The sequence below is a fragment of the Algoriphagus sp. NF genome (genome assembly GCF_028823735.1).
GTDB lineage: Bacteria > Bacteroidota > Bacteroidia > Cytophagales > Cyclobacteriaceae > Algoriphagus > Algoriphagus marincola.
Map to the genome: position 1 here is coordinate 25,484 of NZ_JAPEIB010000035.1, position 15,324 is coordinate 40,807.

15 protein-coding genes are annotated in these 15,324 nt (G+C 43.1%); 11 read left to right on the forward strand and 4 right to left on the reverse strand.

The genetic code is table 11. The features are described from left to right. The 3 genes from OU792_RS14795 to OU792_RS14805 are packed head-to-tail and all read left to right on the forward strand — an operon-like array spanning position 1 to position 3,226. Positions 1 to 2,067 carry a S9 family peptidase gene (locus OU792_RS14795; RefSeq protein ID WP_274670575.1) on the forward strand — a complete coding sequence of 689 codons (2,067 nt, stop codon included), beginning with the start codon at positions 1 to 3 and terminating at the stop codon, positions 2,065 to 2,067. Positions 2,068 to 2,069: 2 nt separating this feature from the next. After that, positions 2,070 to 2,495: a DUF1801 domain-containing protein gene (locus tag OU792_RS14800; protein ID WP_134202735.1), complete on the forward strand. Its 426-nt coding sequence runs from the start codon at positions 2,070 to 2,072 to the stop codon at positions 2,493 to 2,495. Then, positions 2,492 to 3,226 carry a DUF1835 domain-containing protein gene (locus tag OU792_RS14805; RefSeq protein ID WP_134202736.1) on the forward strand — a complete coding sequence of 245 codons (735 nt, stop codon included), beginning with the start codon at positions 2,492 to 2,494 and terminating at the stop codon, positions 3,224 to 3,226. Before OU792_RS14800 ends, OU792_RS14805 begins: the two co-directional genes overlap by 4 nt. Positions 3,227 to 3,234: 8 nt before the next feature. Here the strand turns inward: OU792_RS14805 and OU792_RS14810 are convergent, their stop codons facing one another. Continuing rightward, complete coding sequence (locus OU792_RS14810) at positions 3,235 to 3,831, reverse strand: hypothetical protein (protein WP_134202737.1); 597 nt, start codon at positions 3,829 to 3,831, stop codon at positions 3,235 to 3,237. Between the two features lie 2 nt (positions 3,832 to 3,833). Further along, positions 3,834 to 4,331 carry an RNA polymerase sigma factor gene (locus tag OU792_RS14815; RefSeq protein WP_026947493.1) on the reverse strand — a complete coding sequence of 166 codons (498 nt, stop codon included), beginning with the start codon at positions 4,329 to 4,331 and terminating at the stop codon, positions 3,834 to 3,836. Positions 4,332 to 4,454: 123 nt separating this feature from the next. Here OU792_RS14815 and OU792_RS14820 point away from each other — a divergent pair, with 123 nt between their 5' ends. From OU792_RS14820 to OU792_RS14840, 5 genes are all read left to right on the forward strand, one after another. Continuing rightward, positions 4,455 to 5,438, forward strand: coding sequence for a GSCFA domain-containing protein (locus OU792_RS14820; RefSeq protein ID WP_274670576.1), 984 nt, complete (start codon positions 4,455 to 4,457; stop codon positions 5,436 to 5,438). 35 nt (positions 5,439 to 5,473) lie between these two features. Further along, a complete protein-coding gene (locus OU792_RS14825; RefSeq protein ID WP_134202739.1) occupies positions 5,474 to 7,498 on the forward strand; it encodes a thioredoxin domain-containing protein in 2,025 nt (674 codons plus the stop codon). A gap of 4 nt (positions 7,499 to 7,502) precedes the next feature. Then, on the forward strand, positions 7,503 to 10,022 hold the full coding sequence (gene priA, locus OU792_RS14830) for a replication restart helicase PriA (protein ID WP_274670577.1): 2,520 nt from the start codon (positions 7,503 to 7,505) through the stop codon (positions 10,020 to 10,022). A 76-nt stretch (positions 10,023 to 10,098) separates the two neighbouring features. Beyond that, positions 10,099 to 10,365, forward strand: a complete 267-nt coding sequence (locus OU792_RS14835; protein ID WP_026947489.1) for a DUF6364 family protein — start codon at positions 10,099 to 10,101, stop codon at positions 10,363 to 10,365. Beyond that, entirely contained in the window at positions 10,349 to 10,771 is a 423-nt protein-coding gene (locus tag OU792_RS14840; protein ID WP_134202740.1) for a type II toxin-antitoxin system VapC family toxin, read from the forward strand. Before OU792_RS14835 ends, OU792_RS14840 begins: the two co-directional genes overlap by 17 nt. Here the strand turns inward: OU792_RS14840 and OU792_RS14845 are convergent. Further along, the gene (locus tag OU792_RS14845) at positions 10,717 to 11,616 is read right to left on the reverse strand and encodes an alpha/beta hydrolase (protein WP_134202741.1); all 900 of its coding nucleotides are present in this window, start codon (positions 11,614 to 11,616) and stop codon (positions 10,717 to 10,719) included. The genes OU792_RS14840 and OU792_RS14845 overlap by 55 nt on opposite strands. Before the next feature lie 210 nt (positions 11,617 to 11,826). On the opposite strand from OU792_RS14845, the gene OU792_RS14850 reads away from it, so the two are divergent. Genes OU792_RS14850 through OU792_RS14860 form a run of 3 tightly spaced genes read left to right on the forward strand, consistent with a single transcriptional unit; the run spans position 11,827 to position 14,857 of the window. Beyond that, positions 11,827 to 12,909, forward strand: coding sequence for an efflux RND transporter periplasmic adaptor subunit (locus tag OU792_RS14850; protein ID WP_134202742.1), 1,083 nt, complete (start codon positions 11,827 to 11,829; stop codon positions 12,907 to 12,909). Positions 12,910 to 12,911: 2 nt separating this feature from the next. After that, on the forward strand, positions 12,912 to 14,168 hold the full coding sequence (locus tag OU792_RS14855) for an ABC transporter permease (protein WP_134202803.1): 1,257 nt from the start codon (positions 12,912 to 12,914) through the stop codon (positions 14,166 to 14,168). Beyond that, positions 14,165 to 14,857: an ABC transporter ATP-binding protein gene (locus OU792_RS14860; protein WP_134202743.1), complete on the forward strand. Its 693-nt coding sequence runs from the start codon at positions 14,165 to 14,167 to the stop codon at positions 14,855 to 14,857. The genes OU792_RS14855 and OU792_RS14860 overlap by 4 nt, the downstream gene beginning before the upstream one ends. 101 nt (positions 14,858 to 14,958) lie before the next feature. Here the strand turns inward: OU792_RS14860 and OU792_RS14865 are convergent. Beyond that, a partial coding sequence (locus OU792_RS14865; RefSeq protein WP_134202744.1) for an Ig-like domain-containing protein occupies positions 14,959 to 15,324 on the reverse strand: 366 nt, incomplete at its 5' end.

Consider the following 15,324-nt stretch of genomic DNA (forward strand, 5'->3'; position numbering starts at 1 on the left):
ATGAAAACCCGACTCCTTGTTATCCTCTTACTTTATTCATTTCAAAGCGTTTTCGCCCAGTCCTTCACCATGGAGCAGGTGGGTAAATTCACCTTCCCTTCCGAACTCACAGCGGACCAAACCGGCAGCCAACTCGCCTGGGCTATGTATGATCAGGGAAAGCGAAATGTGTACTATGCCAAAGCCCCGGATTTCAATCCTGAGAAACTCACTTCATTTGACAAGGATGATGGGCAGGAAATCACCGGCTTGCGCTTCTCCCAGGATGGAAATTGGTTGATATTCGTACGAGGTGGAGATCACGGTGGATACCTATACTCCTCCACTGTGAATGTGGACAATCTTCCTACGCTTCCGAAAGTGGAAATCTGGAAAATCAACCTAACCACTCAAGCAATAAGTATCATCGGTGAAGGCGATGATTTGGTGGTGGGCCCTGGTTCTACTTTGGCTTTTTTGAAAAGTGGGAAAGTCTTTACCATCGATCTAGCAAAAGATTTGGAGCCCTCCCAATTATTTGACATTAAAGGATCCGTCAACTCCATGGAATATTCTCCTGACGGAAAAAGCCTAGCATTCACGGTCAACCGAGGAGGTCATCAGCTGCTAGGCATTTATCGGGATGCCGAGAATCCCATTCAGTTTATCGCACCTTCATTTCACCGCTATTCCCAACCGAAATGGTCACCCGATGGCAGTAAACTCGCCTTTATCAAAACTCTTGGTGGAACAGGTGCGGCTTTTCCGCTTTTGGAGCCAAGACATGCTCCTTGGGAAATCTGGCATGCATATGTAGCCACCGGAGAAGCCAAAATGCTTTGGAAAGCTCCTGAAACTTTGAGAGGGTCTTATCGCTCTTTCTTTTTCTCTTATCCCAATGAAAATGAGCTGGTTTTCGAGTCCTACCATGATGGTTGGCAGCATCTCTATGCCTTGGATTTGCAAAGCAAAAAAGAAACTCTGCTCACCCCAGGTGATTACATGGTGGAGCAAATCAAGCTAAGTCCGGATGGCAATCGAGTGGTCTTTTCAGCAAACTATGGCCCAACTGAAGCAGACAAGGACCGCAGGCATATTGGTTCGGTAGATTTAAAGAGTAAACAACTGAACTGGGAAACTACCGGAGAAGGAATAGAAGCCTATCCGGTCGCTTTAGCAAATGGAAATTTAGCATACTTCTCTGCTACCGCTCAAAGACCTCATTTGGTTACAGTTAAAAAAGAAGATGAAACTCTAGTACTTCAATCCAACCTAATCCCTGCTGATTTTCCTGAAAAGCAATTGATCACTCCAAAACAGGTCAAATTCACCGCTGCAGATGGGACGACTGTCTATGGGCAGCTCTTTGAAAAAGAAGGCGGTTCTTCTCAAAAGCCAGGAGTAGTTTTCGTCCATGGAGGCCCTCAGCGACAGATGCTTTTAGGTTGGAGTTATATGGATTATTACACCAATACCTATGCGCTGAATCAGTATCTGGCTGAAATGGGTTTTGTGGTCCTTTCAGTGAATTTCCGCTTGGGAATTGGGTATGGCTATGAGTTTCACCGACCTGCCTACGGCTACTATCAAGGGGCAGTAGAATACCAGGATGTGAAGGCCGGAGGAGAATTCTTAGCTAATTTACCTCAAGTCAATGGGAATAAAATTGGAATCTATGGAGGAAGCTACGGAGGCTATCTCACGGCTTTGGCTCTGGCTCGGGATTCGGACTTGTTCAAGGTGGGTGTGGATATCCACGGAGTACATGACTTGGATGGAAGATACGATCTGCCTGAAGGCTATGAGATAGCTCCTGACTATGAAAAAGCAAAAGAAATAGCTTGGAACTCCTCTCCAATCGCTGATTTGGATACTTGGACCAGCCCGGTTCTTTTCATCCACTCCGATGATGATCGCAATGTCAACGTATCCCAAACCACCAATTTGATCAGACGCTTTGATGAATTGAAAAAGCCCTACGAATTCATCCTAATCCCCGGGGATACCCACCATTGGATGAAATGGGAAAATATGATTCGGGTTTCTAATGAAACTGCTAACTTTCTCCAAAACCACCTAATGGACTAGCCATGGCAGAAAACAAAACCCAACCTACCGATGCCTCAGTGGATGATTTTCTCAATCAGGTAGAATCGCTCAAAAAACGGGAAGATGCATTCCGAATCAAGCAAATCATGGAAGAAGTCACGGGAGAAAAGCCTGTAATGTGGGGACCTTCTATCGTAGGCTTCGGACAATACCACTACAAATATGAAAGCGGTCGAGAAGGTGACTTCCTCATCGTTGGCTTTTCTCCGCGCAAAACTTCCCTTTCCTTGTACTTATTGGGCTGCATGGAAACTAGTTTCGAAGAGCTTTTTGCAAAACTTGGCAAACACAAGACTGGTGCCTCTTGCCTGTATATCAACAAATTGAGCGATGTAGATGAGCAAGTTTTGCGGGAGCTGATCAAAAAGTCTTATGACTATATGAAGGCAAAATACCCAACAAAATGACGTTCCATATTCTGAATGGAGACTCCTTAGCTGAGCAATTCCCAAAAGAAATACCGGGTGAGAAAATCATGTTCAGGGAATGCCTGATCGATGGACCAGTTTATGCACATACGGAAGAGGAGTTTTGGAAGATCCGAAAAGCGTTTCTAGAAAAGCACTATGGAGAAAAAGACTACATTTCCTTTTCTAAAGCTGAGATTCTAAGGATTACTCAAATCCCCCGAGGAGCAAGGGTTTATCTTTGGTTTGAGGAAGATCTCTTCTGTCAGCTCAATCTTTGGAAAGCCATAACTCTTTTGCCTGATTCTCTTGAAGAAGCTCATCTGGTGCTTCCCGGTAATTCCTCCCCCTACTCGTTTGCACACCTGACTTCCAAACTGTTGATTGATCAATTGAATCAAGCAACCGTTTTGGATTCATCAGATTTTGAAGCCTTCGGCAAGCTTTGGGCATACTTCCAAAGAGAAGAACCTGACAAAGCGCTTGAAATTTCGGAATCTTTGCCTGAAAAGTTTTCATTCTTAGTTTCTGCGATTCAGGCTTGGAAAGCGATGATCCCATCAAAAGACTCAGAAGGACTTCCTATCGAAACGTTGAAAGAAATCCAAGCTGCTTATCCAGATTGGGGCTTTGAAAAGACTTTTCAGGAATTTCAGAGAAGGCTTCCTATCTATGGTTTTGGAGACTTGCAAGTGCATCGGTTTTGGGAAGTAATAAAAAAAGGGGACTAGCCCCTTTTTCACTCTTCTATCCCTTCGATTACTTCCTGCGCTTTTTCCAGTGCTCGGGAATACTTTTTTACGGTCCATCTTCCAAAGAAGAAGACACAAATCACCCCTATTGGCACATAAATCATCCAGAAATTTGGATTGGACAACATATCCACTTTGCCCATTAACTCAGCAAGTGGGGGTAAAACAGTCATGGCAAAAAGTCCGGAAAGCACTACTGTCACAATTTGGAAATCACGGTAAAACTGCTTGTCTTTTTTGAATTTTTCGAGCAGTTCCATCGGACTCTTATCACTGATTTTGAGCCGGCTGAATCGATAGAGCATCACCAAGCTGATAATCGGTAAGACGATCATCAAGATCGTGTTGAATATCGCGAATAGTTGATTGGCAAATATCTCTAGCTTGTCGATCTGAAAGACAAAGAATCCTGCATAAGCAAAGCAAATCACTGCTCCCAATATTTCTGGAAAATAGATGGTTCCCAGACTGTTATGATATTTCTTTTTAGTCATTTTCATGAGTTCTTCTTTTTTGATTTTTTCTTGATTTTCTACTTTTCCACTGAGTTCACCCCAGATTGATTTCATTTCCTCGAGTTCCATGATTAGTGGGCTTTAGTGGTTTGTACTCCTTTTCTTAGCTTTTCCTTGATTCGCGATAGTCGTGTTCCCACATTGCTGGAAGTGATGCCGACGATCTCGGATATTTCCTCATGACTTTTTCCCTCCAGAAAGAGAAAAACAATTCCTCGGTCCAGCAATCCCAACTTTCGGATTTCCGCATAAAGCTGTCGGATTTGCTCTTCCTTTTGAGAATCAGTCTCATCCATCAAGTCAAACTCCATCCCTTCCATGGGTACTGCAGCTACCCGTTTTTTGGAGCGATTGAGATGAGTGATCGCCGTATTCATCCCAACTCGATACAACCAAGTGCTAGGCTTCGCAGCTTTTTTGAATTGATCAAAAGATTTCCAAGTCTGATAGACCACCTCTTGATACAAGTCCTGCTGCTCTTCCCGATCCCGCGTATAAATCGTCGCGATCTTATAGATCAATGCTTGATTTTCCTGAATGAGTTGAATGAATTCGTCCTCGCGCTTCATGAATTAGCTTTTGATCTATTAGTCTGGACTTCACATAAAAAATCACACATCTTTCAAATTATTTTTTAAAAATCTAATGAATAATATTCAAAAGGACCTCCGGAGAATCTGTAAATTCGATGTATGAACTGGTTTACTTCATTCGAAATACCTCCTGCATCCGCTCCGATTTCTCATCATTCTAAAGTCCTCAGCATGGGATCCTGCTTTGCACAAGTGGTAGGAAGCAAACTGGAAAGCTGCAAATTTGACGTTTTAACCAATCCTTTTGGTACCATATTCCATCCCAAAATTTTAAACCGATTGCTTGACCATGCACTATTTAATGATTCCATGGATGAATCAGGTGTTTTAGAAAGAGATGGACTCTATTTTCACTATAAAGCCCATTCCGATTTAGTCGGAAAGAGTATCGAAGAACTTCGTCAAAAATGGAATAAAAAAATTCAAGAAACCCATGAGTATCTTTCTACAGGCACCCATTTGATTTTGACTTTCGGAACAGCCTGGATTTACGAGCACCAGAATTTTGGATCGGTTGCCAATTGCCATAAGCAGCCGCAAAAGATTTTCGAGAAAAAACTTTCCTCCATGCAAAAAATGCTCTTGGACTTGGAAATTACTCTTGGAAATATCTCTCGGAGCAATCCAAACTTAAAATTCATTCTCACGGTCAGCCCGGTTCGTCATATCAAAAACGGGATTCCGGAGAATCAATTGAGTAAAAGTATCCTTTGTGTGCTTTGCCATGAGCTGGAAAAAAAACTAGAATCTGTCAGCTATTTCCCCGCATACGAAATTATGATGGATGAATTGCGGGACTATCGATTTTACAAGGAGGATAGAATTCATCCCACGGCAGAAGCAGAAAACTACATTTGGAAGCGATTCTCAGAGACCTATTTTCCAAAAGAAACCCAAATCAAGATTTCTGAAATTCAAAAAATCCAACGAGAATTGGCTCATCGTCCCCTGAACCCGGAAAGTGACTCCCATCTCAAATTTCTTCAAAACCTAAGGTCCAAACTGGAACAAATGGGTACGGAATTCGACTTTTCAAAAGAAATGAAACTTGTCACAACTGAATTGGAAAAGTTGAACTCCTAATTTTTCAATCTTCCAATTTTCAAATCTTTCAATTAATGAATCGTCTTGCATCTTCTCAGTCTCCCTACCTTCTCCAACACGCCAACAACCCCGTCGATTGGTTTCCTTGGGGTCCGGAGGCACTCGAAAAAGCCAAAAAGGAAAACAAACCTATTCTAGTTTCCATCGGCTATTCCGCTTGCCATTGGTGTCATGTGATGGAACATGAGAGTTTTGAAGATGAGCTGACGGCCGAACTGATGAATGAGCATTTTGTCTGCATCAAAATAGACCGGGAAGAGCGGCCCGACTTGGATAATATCTACATGGATGCCGTGCAGGCCATGGGATTGCAGGGAGGATGGCCCTTGAATGTTTTTCTGATGCCCAACCAAAAACCTTTCTACGGAGGCACCTACTTCAAAAATGAGCAGTGGACACGCTTGCTTGCCAATATCGCAGATGCTTTTAAAAAGCACGAGGATCAGTTGGCGGAAAGTGCCGAAGGATTTGGGCGCTCCCTCAGCCGCTCTGAGATAGAAAAGTACGGAATCAAGGAATCAGAGGAGGATTTTAGTGCAGATGACTTAAGCGAAGTGATCACCAAACTCAGCGCGCAGTTTGACAAGGAATGGGGTGGTATGAACCGCATCCCCAAATTCCCCATGCCAGCGATTTGGGATTTCACCTTGGACTATAGCATCACCTCCAAAAGGGATGAGCTAAAGGAAGCGGTCTTCTTTACCCTCAAAAAAATGGGAATGGGTGGAATCTACGATCAGCTTCGGGGTGGATTTGCCCGATACTCCGTAGATGGGGAATGGTTTGCGCCACACTTCGAAAAAATGCTTTACGACAATGGGCAACTTTTAAAGCTTTTTGCCAAAGCCTATCAGGTCAGTGGAGATTCATTTTTCTTAGAAAAAGTGAATGAAACGGTCGATTGGCTGGAGGCTGAGATGCTGACTAGCGAAGGAGGTTTCGAAGCAGCCCAAGATGCAGATAGCGAAGGAGTGGAAGGTAAATTCTATACCTGGCGCTATTCCGAATTAGAAAAACTTGTGGGCGATGAGATGCCTTGGCTTCGAAAGCTTTACAATTTGAAAATCCACGGAAATTGGGAAGACGGAGTCAACATCCTTTTTCAAACCTCCTCCTATCGGGAAGTATCGGAGGAATTCAACATGAGCGAAGCGGAATTGCTCGAAAAATTGAAAGCAATTAAGACTACCCTTTTAGAAAATCGAAATCAGCGCATTTTCCCTGGAAAAGATGATAAGATTCTAGCCGGTTGGAATGGCTTGATGAGCACTGGTTTGATTCAGGCTTATATCGCCACTGGTGAAAGGCGGATGCTGGATTTAGCTTTGAACAATCTGAAATTCATTCAGGAAAAACTGATGGTGGATGGTGTATTATTTCGAAGCTATAAAAATGGACAAGCCTACACTCCTGGATTCTTGGAAGATTACGCAGCCGTCATTGAAGCTGCGCTAAAGGCTTTCGAAGTAAGCGGAAAAAGTGATTTACTGGACTTTGCTAGAACTTTGACGAACTTTAGCTTGGAAAACTTCTATGACGAAAAGGAGGGCTTTTTCTATTTCAATAACCCCAAGGCCGAAAAACTCATCGCCAACAAAAAGGAACTTTTTGACAATGTGATTCCTGCCTCCAATTCCATCATGGCCAGAAATCTCCATCGATTGGCACTATTCACTTATGAGAAAAAATATGGAGAGTTTGCCGAGGCTATGCTTCGAAAGATGAAGGAGCTCATTCTCAAAGAGCCTGGTTTCCTGTGTAATTGGGCAAGTTTACTCTTGGAAACGGTGGTTCCGACGGCAGAGATTGGAATCGTAGGAAAGGGTGCAGAATCCTTGGCATTGGAACTTTTGGAAAAACAGCCCAGCAATATTGCATTGGCTTGGTCAGAAAAATCGACAGAAACTGCCCCGATTTTGAAAGGAAAAACTCCGGATTCGACCGGAAATGCCTTAATTTATGTTTGTTTCGATCATGCCTGCCGAAGACCGGTAAGCCGTGTAGATGAAGCTTTATCGCAAATCCCTTATTTGAACTGACCTAGTGCTGAGCCTTTTTGGAGAAAATGAGATCACCCAAAATGAATCGGGTTTTTCCTTTGCGGACATCATTTTGCCGGTACCCATTCCCAGGATGTTTACCTACAAAATACCCCGAAATCTCTCCTCAGAGATCCAAATCGGTGCACGGGTAATCGTCCAGTTTGGAAGAAAAAAGATTCTAACCGGAATCATCGGAAAGGTTCACAATAAAGCTCCTCAAGCCTACGAGGCCAAGCCTATTTTGGAAGTCCTGGATGAGCGCCCCTCTGTCAATCCCCTTCAGATCCGATTTTGGGCTTGGATGGCCGATTACTATTGCTGCCATATCGGGGAAGTAATGCATGCCGCGCTCCCTTCGGGGCTTCGACTTTCCAGTGAATCAAAGATTCAATCCAATCCGGATTTTGAGCGGGAAAACGCAGCCTATCCCCTTGATGAGCGGGAGGAGAAAATCCTCGATGCACTCGAAAATCAAAAGGAGCTAACTTATGAGGATTGCGAGAAAATCCTTGGAATCAAAACGGTCACACCGATTTTGAAAAGCTTGGTGGCCAAAGAAGCTATTCTGATTTTTGAAAAAGTTCAGGAAAAATACACACCGAAAATCGAAACCCGCATTCGTCTTCGAGAGGATTTGGCTCAGGACAAGAAGGCTTTGGAGGTAATCTTTGAGCAGCTTTCCGGAAAGGAAAAGCAGGAATCCATCCTTTTGAAATACCTGCGGGATGTACCGGTTTTCCAAAAACCTGAACTCAATGAAAAGGGACTGGACAAGGCCACGATCTTGGAAGAAGGAGATTCGGAAAGTTCGCTTAAGACCCTGATCAAAAATGGAATATTTGAAAGCTTCAAAGTCACCGTCAACCGCCTCCAAGAGGTAGAACCGGAGCGGGTTCCAGCCCAATTATCTCCTTCTCAGCAGGAGGCTGTAAGTCAAATCAAGAGTCATTTTGAAGAGAAACAGACGGTACTTCTGCATGGGATTACCGGAAGCGGAAAAACAGAAATCTACATCCAACTCATTCAGGAAGTCCTTGAGAGCGGTTCACAAGTTCTACTTTTACTTCCAGAAATTGCTTTAACCACACAGATAGTCAGCAGGTTAAAGGAGGTTTTTGGTTCCAAAATGGGAGTCTATCATTCCAAATATTCCGACAATGAGCGGGTCGAAGTGTGGAATGGGGTTTTGAGCGGACGTTTTTCCTTTGTGGTGGGTGTCCGATCCTCCATCTTTCTACCTTTTGACTCCTTGGGGATGATCATCGTGGATGAGGAGCATGAGGCTAGTTATAAACAATTTGATCCGGCTCCACGATTTCAGGCTCGGGATGCGGCCATTATGCTTTCATACTTTCATCAGGCTAAGACCTTATTGGGTTCGGCTACTCCTTCCTTTGAGTCTTTCTACAATGCCTCGCAAGGGAAATATGGATACGTCGAACTGAAGTATCGTTTTGGTGAAGCTGAACTCCCCGATTATTTTTTGGCAGACTTAGGAGCTGATCGAAGGAAAAATCTTTTGAAACTCAATTCCACAAGACTTTTGAGGGAGAAGATTCAGGAAGCACTGGACAAAAATGAGCAGGTACTGATTTTCCAGAACCGAAGAGGATATTCTCCCTATGTGCAATGCGAAGATTGCGGCTGGACTGCGGAATGTGTACAGTGCGACGTAAGCCTGACTTACCATCAATTTACCGAAGAGCTGCGCTGCCATTATTGTGGCTATAAGGAGAAAGTTCCTACCTCCTGTCCTGCTTGTGGCAGCACACAACTTTCTACCAAGGGAATGGGAACCGAGCGGATTGAGGAATCGCTGACCTTACTTTTTCCGGAAGCTCGATTAGGCCGTATGGATTTGGATACGACCCGGAATAAATATGGCTACCAGCGAATTTTGGATGAATTTGGATCGGGACAGATCGATATTTTGGTAGGTACACAGATGATTACCAAAGGCCTGGACTTTGGAAGAGTGACGGTGGTGGGAATTTGGGATGGAGATCGAATCTTGAATTTCCCGGATTTCAGAGCAGGAGAGCGGGCCTTTCAGCAGATCACCCAAGTCGCTGGACGAGCCGGTCGAAGAGCCGAAAAGGGAAAAGTCATCATCCAAACCCGCAATCCGGATCAGGATATTTTCGCAAAAGTGATTGCAGGGGATTATGGCTCATTTTTCCAACAGGAAATGGTGGAGAGGCGGAAGTTTTTCTACCCTCCCTATGTCAAACTGGTGAAAATCACGACCCGACATGCAGACTTCAAAACAGCCGAAAAAGCTGCCATCGCCCTTCATCGGGAAATGGCCCAAATTGCGGTAAAGAAGATTGTACTAGGCCCTGAAAAGGCTATTATTGGACGGGTCAAAAACCAGTATCAATTCGAAAGCTTAATCAAGCTCGATCGATCTGGCGCTACCCAAACCACCTTCAAAGAAAAACTTGCAGAGATCACAGAAGAGCTTCAATCCCGACCAGAGTTCCGGTCCGTTCGCTGGATAGTGGATGTGGACCCGAGTTAGGACGACAACTAACTGAAAATGAACTTTTTGCAGAAAATCTAAATTATGCGTATAATTATAAATAAATACGCATTAAATGAAGAAGCGCCTAAATATTACCATTGACGAAAAGCTGCTTGAGAAAATCAAACAATATGCAGCCAAAGAAGAAACCAGTATTTCAAGTTTGGTAGAAGAGCATTTTGAAAAGCTAGTTAGCCGGAAAACAGGACTTCCCGAAGGAATGTCCCTAGTTGAGTACATGCAGTCACTGCCAAAATTTGATTTTCCCGAGGATTTCGACTACAAAGAAGAGTACTACAAAGCTAAAGCTAAAAAATGGGGCTATGAAGATCTTCTTTGATGTAAATGTAGTACTTGATATTGCAATTAAGAGGACAGATAAACCTGAAGTTTTTGAGAAAATTACGAGAAGCTTAGAGACAGGAAAAATTACCGGATTTATCACAACAGGTCTTATTCAAACTGCCTCTTATTTCCTTTTAAAATACCTAGACTATGAAAAAACTAAGGAAATATTAAAAGTAATAGTCCCTCTTTTTCAATTTGTAGAAGGTGATGGCAATGATGTCTTAAATGCTCTTCGTATGAATTCAAAAGATATTGAGGACACTATTTTTTACCAAATTGGTTTTTCAAATCAGATAGAAGCCATCGTTACTTCCGACCGGGATTTTCTCAAGCTCTCCAATACTTATTTACCCGTGGTCTCTCCTGAGGAACTCGTACGCATGCTGTCCTCAGACTGAGATTGAATAAAACCTAAAACATCATCATAGCCTTTGCTCCATGTCCAGAAGTATTGCGTGACCATGGGAATATGCTTGGTTTTAGGATAAAAAGAATAGGTCAAGTCCACTCCTTTTTCCTCAGCTTCCTCCCGAAATCGCTCCACTGTCAATCGAATACCCGGGTAGGTCTTTTCTCCCTCCATCAATAATAGCGGCACTTCATTTTCATCCAAAAAATAAACTGGAGAGTAAGCTTTCCAAACTTTCGGCTTGTCTGTAAAAGCGTCATAATTATCCGTACCATTGGGTCTATCTCGCATCTGCTCAAGAAACCAATACCAATCCAAACCAGCCGGATCATTCAAAATGGCCCCTTTGATGGGATTGGATCTGCCGAGTTCTTCCCAAGGCTCCTTTTTGATTGCAGCTAAAGCCGCCAAATGACCACCTGCCGAATGGCCCGAAACAAAGATTTGATCCGGATCTCCGCCGTAGTTGGAAATATTCTTTTCTACCCATTCTACTGCTAAAACTGTCGCTTTTTCCATATCGTCTACCTGATAATCAGGCGCCAAAGGATAATCAATAATCACCGTCACCACATCTCTTCGAGCCAGTCGATTTCCCATAAAATCATAGATTTCCTTTCGCCCCTTATTCCAACTTCCTCCATGGATAAATAACAAAACCGGAAGATTTGCTGCTTTTCTGGGCGAAAAGACATTCAATTCCTTGGCAGGTAGGTCATAGGAATTATCAGCTTCGATGTAGGGAATATTCTTTTCCCGAACCACACCTTTGAAAGCGCATGACTGAATAGCGAATAGAAAAACTGCCAAGAAAAGCGGAGAATATTTTTTCATATGAATATATTTTTTTCTTGAAGGCCATATGGAATCTCGCTTGGTTTACAATTATTTCAATGTGCGATATCCTCTCATGCTCGATTTCATCTTTGAAGAACCGTGATTAGAATCCTTTGTTTGATTTGAATTTGTGAGTAAGTTGACAATTATCATGAAAATCCTGCTAAAAACAGGTTTCTTTTGGTAGATATTCTTTTCAAAACAAATATGAGCCGTTCGAAACTTCTAAGCATCCTGGCATTTTGGGGTCTTTTCTCCTGTATGTCGTCCGAGGAAGAAACCACTACCCCCTTCATTAGCGACATTACCGAATCTGTCTATGCTTCAGGCAATATCAAAGCCTTAAATCAATATGAAGCTTTTGCCAACGGAACAGGGCCTATTCAGGAGATTTTTGTCAAGGAAGGTGACTTGGTGGAAGTAGGAACCCCCATTTTGGCGGTGTATAATGAACGCGAACGATTAAGCAGAGAAAATGCCGAATTGGCTCAGGCATTTGCTGATTACCAACAGAATCAAAGTAAGCTCCGCGATCTACAGTTGGCCATTGATTTTGCCAAAAGTAGGTTGCAAAATGACTCGCTACTCTATGCCCGTCAGCAAAATCTCTGGAAGCAAAATATCGGAACCATCGTAGAATTGGAGCAACGGAAACTGGCCTACGAAAACTCCAAAAACAACTATCAGTCGGCACTGCTTCGATATCAGGATGTGGAGCGTGAGATTGAGTTTAACTCGCGAAGTGCCGCCAAGTCTGCTGCCATCAGCCGGGCCTTAGAAAGTGACTTCGTGCTGAAAAGCCAAGTGAATGGTCGAGTCTATTCTCTTCCCAAGGAAAAAGGCGAAATGGTGGGACCGCAAACAGTAGTGGCAGTCATTGGTGATGCTGAAAAATTTATCATGGAGTTACAAGTGGATGAATATGACATTGCCAAAGTAAAACTCGATCAGGAAGTAGTGGTGAGTATGGATAGCTACGCAGGCGAAATTTTTGAAGGAAAGGTGACGAAAATCTATCCCTTGATGGACACCAAATCCAAGAGTTTTCAGGTAGAGGCTACTTTCACCAATACCCCACCTTCCCTATACCCTAATCTGAGTCTGGAAGCAAATATTCTGACTTCTGCTGTTGAAAATGCGCTAGTCATTCCTAGAAACTACCTGATTGGCGATTCAGAGGTGATTCTCTCTGATGGAGACACGGTCGCTGTCAAAGTGGGGATCCGAAACTTCCAGTATGCCCAAATTCTGGAAGGAATCACCGAAACCACCGAAATCATCAAGCCATGAAGATGAAGTGGTCACTGATTTTTGAGATTTCCACCGCTTTGATGCTGGCGAGATTCAAACAGACCGCTATTGCAGCAGTTGGCGTACTTTTTAGCATCACCATGTTTGTGGCTTTATTGGGATTTATGAATGGATTGAATACCATGCTCGATGGATTAGTGCTCAACCGTACACCGCACATCCGCTTTTACAATGAAATCAAACCCAACCCCAATCAACCCATTGATCAAAAGGGAGAGTTTGCCGATGCCTGGAATGTGATCCGATCCATCAAACCTTCTACCAGTCGTTTAGCCATTCACAATGCCAGTAAAATCATTCAGGATTTGGAGGAGGACCCACGGGTTTTGGGGGTCAGCCGAAAGATTTCCTCGCAGGTCTTTTTTAATGTCGGCACCATCGATCTCACTGGCTTGGTCAATGGCATAGATGTGGAAAAAGAAACCCAACTTTTTGCCTTTTCAGACTATGTAACGGCTGGAAATCTGGAAGAATTGGTTCAAAACAATACCATTATACTCGGGAAAGGATTGGCAGATCGCATGCTCGCTGATATCGGTGATGTGATTCAGGTTACCACCTCCCAAGGTAATCGCATCCAACTAAAAGTGGTCGGGTACTACCAATCCGGATTGGGAGACTATGACAATGCCAATAGCTTTGCCTCCATCGCCACTGTACAAAAAATGCTGGGTGAGCCTCCCTCCTTTATCACCGATATCCAGGTAAAACTCAAAAATCTGGACCTCGCCCCTCCCATGGCACGGGAACTAGAAACCATTTACGGAATCGATGCAGACGATATTCAGACGGTGAATGCTCAATTTGAAACAGGCACCCAGATTCGTTCCCTGATTAGTTATGCAGTTGGAATTACCCTCTTGGTCGTTTCCGGTTTTGGGATTTACAATATTCTCAATATGATGATCTATGAAAAGCTGGACACGATCGCCATATTGAAGGCTATTGGTTTTAGCGGTTCGGATGTCAATCGGGTTTTCATCACCATCGCCTTGACTATTGGATTGGTAGGCGGGACTTTGGGATTGCTCTTTGGTTTTTTGGCCTGTCTGGGGATCGATCAGGTTCCTTTTGAGACAGAGGCTCTCCCGACGATCAAAACCTTCCCGGTGGACTACAATCCGCAGTACTACCTTATCGGAGGAATATTTAGCATTATCACCACCTATCTGGCCGGGTATTTTCCGGCCAAAAAAGCCAGTGGAGTAGATCCTGTAGATATCATCAGAGGAAAATGAGCAAGACTGAAAAGAAGGTTCTACAAGCCGAAAATATCGACAAATACTTTTACAGCCCAGTGAAGAATCAGGTACTCAAGCAGGTCTCCTTCACCATCAATCGGGGAGAATTCGTGTCGGTTGTCGGCAAATCAGGCTGTGGCAAATCTACGCTGCTCTACATCCTATCTACCATGGACACGGATTATCAAGGCAAGCTGCACCTGGATCAGGAATTAATCAGCGACAAAAACCATGACCACTTGGCACGTATCCGAAATGAGAAAATCGGATTTGTGTTTCAGTTTCATTATTTGCTGAATGAGTTTTCAACTTTGGAAAATGTCATGATTCCAGGCTTAAAACTAGGTAAGTACTCCCGAGAAGAGTTGGAGCATCGCGCGATGGAAAAGCTAAAAATATTCGAAATGGAAGACCATGCGCTGAAAAAGGCCAATCAGCTTTCCGGAGGTCAAAAGCAACGGGTAGCCATTGCCCGGGCCTTGATCAATGATCCTTTATTGATTATGGGCGATGAACCTACCGGTAATTTGGACAAGAAAAACTCCGATATTGTCTTTAATAAGTTTAAAGAACTGGCTGAAGAATTCAACCAAACCATGCTGATCGTCACCCATGACCCGGAATTTGCAGCGGGAACCCATCGAATTATTGAGATGGAGGATGGGAGAGTGATAGGTGGAATTTGAAAGTAAACGTATTGCTCAAAAAATATTATTTGACATATCTATCAAAAATAAAATACAAGAAAAAAGAACTCTTTTAACTATTACTTTACTATTCCATTTAATCAAATGTGAACCTTTACCCTAATTAAAATTATTTCACTGTTACTTATTTTTGAGTTACTGTTCAAGACAATCATTTGTTGTACAAATCCTGTAACGGTTGGTTTTATTGAAAATTTCAAGTATTTCGATTCTTCAGGACTAAGAATTATTTCGTTATCATCAATCAAAGTACAAGAGCAATCTGTATAAACATTTGAAATATAAAGATCTCCCTTCCCAGAATTTCGAATAAGAACACTGTCATATCCTGCCTCCCCCAATTTTAAATCTGGAAGTACTATTGTTTTTTCATCAATTTCAAGAACGCCATCATTAGAACAAGAGAACAAAGAAAATCCAAGCGCAAGAAAAAATAAAAATCTCAT